Annotated in this window: 6 protein-coding genes; all 6 read right to left on the bottom strand. The window is 58.6% G+C overall.

The window, feature by feature from the left end; all coding sequences use genetic code 11:
• Positions 1-111: 111 nt before the first annotated feature.
• The 6 genes from C7446_RS16520 to C7446_RS16745 all read right to left on the bottom strand — a co-directional run bounded on the left by C7446_RS16520 (position 112) and on the right by C7446_RS16745 (position 3,119).
• Positions 112-465, bottom strand: a complete 354-nt coding sequence (locus C7446_RS16520; protein WP_170150120.1) for a hypothetical protein — start codon at positions 463-465, stop codon at positions 112-114.
• A 68-nt stretch (positions 466-533) separates the two neighbouring features.
• Positions 534-797: a hypothetical protein gene (locus C7446_RS16940; protein WP_245977887.1), complete on the bottom strand. Its 264-nt coding sequence runs from the start codon at positions 795-797 to the stop codon at positions 534-536.
• Between the two features lie 101 nt (positions 798-898).
• A complete protein-coding gene (locus tag C7446_RS16945; protein WP_245977888.1) occupies positions 899-1,210 on the bottom strand; it encodes a hypothetical protein in 312 nt (103 codons plus the stop codon).
• Positions 1,211-1,214: 4 nt separating this feature from the next.
• Entirely contained in the window at positions 1,215-1,784 is a 570-nt protein-coding gene (locus C7446_RS16950) for a DUF2933 domain-containing protein (protein WP_245977889.1), read from the bottom strand.
• A complete protein-coding gene (locus C7446_RS16740) occupies positions 1,742-2,263 on the bottom strand; it encodes an HAD-IC family P-type ATPase (protein ID WP_245977890.1) in 522 nt (173 codons plus the stop codon). The genes C7446_RS16950 and C7446_RS16740 overlap by 43 nt, the downstream gene beginning before the upstream one ends.
• Entirely contained in the window at positions 2,160-3,119 is a 960-nt protein-coding gene (locus C7446_RS16745; protein ID WP_245977891.1) for a heavy metal-binding domain-containing protein, read from the bottom strand. The genes C7446_RS16740 and C7446_RS16745 overlap by 104 nt, the downstream gene beginning before the upstream one ends.
• Positions 3,120-3,258: the final 139 nt, after the last annotated feature.

A 3,258-nucleotide genomic window follows, 5' to 3' on the forward strand; every position in this document is an offset into this window, starting at 1 on the left:
CGAACCCCACTGGAAGTCTACGCCGAGGTGCTAAAGAAATCCGTCGGCGGACCGAGCACCCTTCAATAGCGTTGCGCTTGGAACTTGAGACCGCCGTCATTGAACCTTTTATCAACCAGTCCTCGCATCACTCACGGCAAGCATGACCTCGATTTCCTGATCCTCTATCTCGTCTGTGGATAGTCCACGGATGCTTGCAGTTTCGCTCAACGGGAAACAGCCATGAAACATGACCATCGCCTCGGCATCTCCTCGGTTAACCTGGTAACCCGCCACCTCAGGCTTGAGCCCAACGATCCTGAAAAGCTGCAGGCGGCCATCGCTGAAGTCGATCAGCTCCGGGGCGTGGATAGTGTTTCTTTCAATGAGGAGAAGAAGCGGCTCGATTTCGTTTATGATGCCTCGCGCCTTTGCATTGATTGCGTTGAGGAAATTCTGATCAAACATGAAGTTGAAGTAAGTCACGACTGGTGGACTCGCTTCAGGCAGGAGCACTATCGATTTGTCGATCAGAACATGAAGGATAATGCCCATCACGAGTCATGGAGTTGCCATCGATCGTCGTCGGGAACAAATGGTAACTGATCAAACCAGCTACTTATTCGAACGAACTGCACGCAAACGCGGGATAAGCCGAGGCGTTCGCGCGGCATATCGCCGCCATTTTCTCCAAACTGACTCTCCACTTTGTGCTCTTCACGAATGGCCAGTCGCGAGTACATCCACACCAGGATTGGGAACATGACCAGAGTGAGAAAGGTAGGCCACTGCAGCAGGAAGCCGAACATCACCAGCACGAAGCCTGTGTACTGGGGATGGCGGACATGGGCATAAAGCCTGCTGATCGCCAGTTCACCGGTGCGCTGTGCCTCATGAAGCGTACGTCATCCTGTCGCTATCAGATAGAATCCTCCGGCGATGAAAGCCGTACTCGCAGGTGAAACGGCCCGAAGTGCGGTGATCTCCGCCATCCGAACAGCATCTCCAGGAGATGGACGCTGTCATGTGTAAACCAGTCCACTCCCCGATAGCGGTTTTGCAGCCAGTCGGAAAGAAAATAGAGTGTGAGCGGAAATCCGTACATTTCCGTGAACAGGGCCACCAGGAAAGCGCTGAACGCCCCGAAGGCGCGCCAGTCCCGACGGGTGCTCGGCTTGAAGAAGCTAAAGGCGAACAGAATGACCAGGCTCCACAGTCCGTAGTCCTGCATGTCGCTATTCATCCCGCTGTCCCCTGCGTTCGCGATCGGCCGAATCGTGCGTATGCCCGCCATGACCATGCCCACCATGCATGAAGACATGCATCAGCGGGCAGGCCAGCAGGAGAAGCCAGGGTAGGGCGCCGAGCAGATGGGCCCGATGCTCCTGCCACAGGAAGAAAAGCGCAATGAATGCGAAGCCGGCCAGTGTCAGCCAGAATCGCCAGTCTTTTGGTGGCCTCACCCCGAATAAGCCGGCCATGATCAGATTCTCACCTTGCGCAGACGCAGCGCATTCATGACGACTGACAGTGATGAAGCGCTCATCGCGAAGGCCGCGAACATCGGCGAGACAAGGATCCCGAAAAACGGAAACAGCAGACCCGCTGCGATGGGTATTCCGGCACCGTTGTAACACAGCGCGAATAACAGGTTCTGCCTGATATTGCGCATCGTGGTCTGCGACAGCCGCCGGGCATGTACGATCCAGCGCCTCGGCATTCCTGATCAGCACCCCCATCTGCGCGCCGCGCCCGGTGGCTGTCATGATGGATAGGGGGTGGCCAGCCCCAGCGCGCAGGGACATGCGATGATCAGCACCGCTACCGCCGAAACCAGTACGTAGGCGAGTGCCGGCGACGGCCCCAGAATTGCCCAGGCGGTGAATGAGATGATGGCCACGCCGATGACGACGGGAACGAACCTGCCCGCTACCGTATCGGCGAACTTCTGGATCGGGGCGCGCGAGCGCTGGGCACTGGCTACCATCTCGACGATCTGGCTGAGCAGGGTATCGGCGCCAACATGCGTCGCCTCCATGACCAGACTGCCGGTGCCATTGATCGTGGCCCCGGTCACTCTGTCTCCGGCCACCTTTTCCACGGGTACCGGCTCGCCCGAGATCATCGACTCGTCGATCGAGGAGCGGCCTTCGATAACCACACCGTCCACGGGTAACTTGTCACCGGGACGCACCCGCAAATGATCCCCGACCTGGACATTTTCCAGTGCGATCTTTTCCTCGCTGCCATCGGCTCGAATCACCCGCGCCATTTTGGCGGCCATGTCCAGCAGGGCCCGGATCGCCTTGCCGGTGCCTTCTCGAGCCCACAATTCCAAGCAACACCAGCGCAACGATCACCGCCGCTGCCTCGAAATAGACGCCGACGTTGCCGTTCTCATCGCGAAAGCCCGCCGGGAAGATGTCCGGCATTAATACTGCCACGATACTGAACAGATAGGCGGCGCCGACGCCCATGGCGATCAGGCTGAACATATTGAGATTCAGGGTGCGGAAAGACCGGTAGCCACGTACCAGAAAGGGCCAGCCCGACCACAGGACGACGGGCGTACTGAGCAACAGTTCGATCCATTGCGCCGGTCGCTCGCCCAGGGTGCCCCGGACTCCCAGTCCCACAAAGGGGCCCATCGTCAGTACCAGCAGCGGCAACGTGAGCACGGCCGCGACCCACAACCGTCGGGTGAAATCGACCAGTTCGGGATTGGGTTCTTCCTCGCCGGCTAACGCCTTTTCTCTCTCCAGGCCCATGCCACACAGCGGACAGACACCAGCCGCTATCTGGCGCACTTCGGGGTGCATCGGACAGGTGTAGACGGTGCCGGAGTATCCCTCCGGCACATTGTCATACTGCCCCCTGCTCACCGGTGTGGCAGCCCCTCGGTTGTCATGATACCTCTGGTCATGACGATGATCCGCATGTTCCGGCGAGCCATCATCGTCCATCGGCATGAGGTGCATGCCGCATTGGGGGCAGTCTTCCGGAACATCGGTAATGACGTCGGGGTGCATGGGGCAGGTATATGGCTTCGTTGATGCAGCAAGAGAAGGTGAGTCATGTCCGGTAGCCGGCGAGTGGCTGGCATGCTCGTGAATACCGGGTGTAGCCAAAGAACGCTTCATATGAACACCTGCCTTGTGGAACGGTCTGGCTGCCGGGCAATGACGGCGGTCTCAAGTTCCAAGCGCAACGCTATTGAAGGGTGCTCGGTCCGCCGACGGATTTCTTTAGCACCTCGGCGTAGACTTCCAGTGGGGTTCG

The organism is Kushneria sinocarnis (assembly GCF_003633775.1).
Lineage (GTDB): Bacteria > Pseudomonadota > Gammaproteobacteria > Pseudomonadales > Halomonadaceae > Kushneria > Kushneria sinocarnis.

What these genes read in the sequence shown, in the direction of transcription:
- C7446_RS16945 (WP_245977888.1), bottom strand. Translation starts at nt 1,210, where the DNA reads ATGCAGGACTACGGACTGTGGAGCCTGGTCATTCTGTTCGCCTTTAGC.
- C7446_RS16740 (WP_245977890.1), bottom strand. Translation starts at nt 2,263, where the DNA reads ATGGCCGCCAAAATGGCGCGGGTGATTCGAGCCGATGGCAGCGAGGAA.
- C7446_RS16745 (WP_245977891.1), bottom strand. Translation starts at nt 3,119, where the DNA reads ATGAAGCGTTCTTTGGCTACACCCGGTATTCACGAGCATGCCAGCCAC.
- C7446_RS16950 (WP_245977889.1), bottom strand. Translation starts at nt 1,784, where the DNA reads ATGTCCCTGCGCGCTGGGGCTGGCCACCCCCTATCCATCATGACAGCC.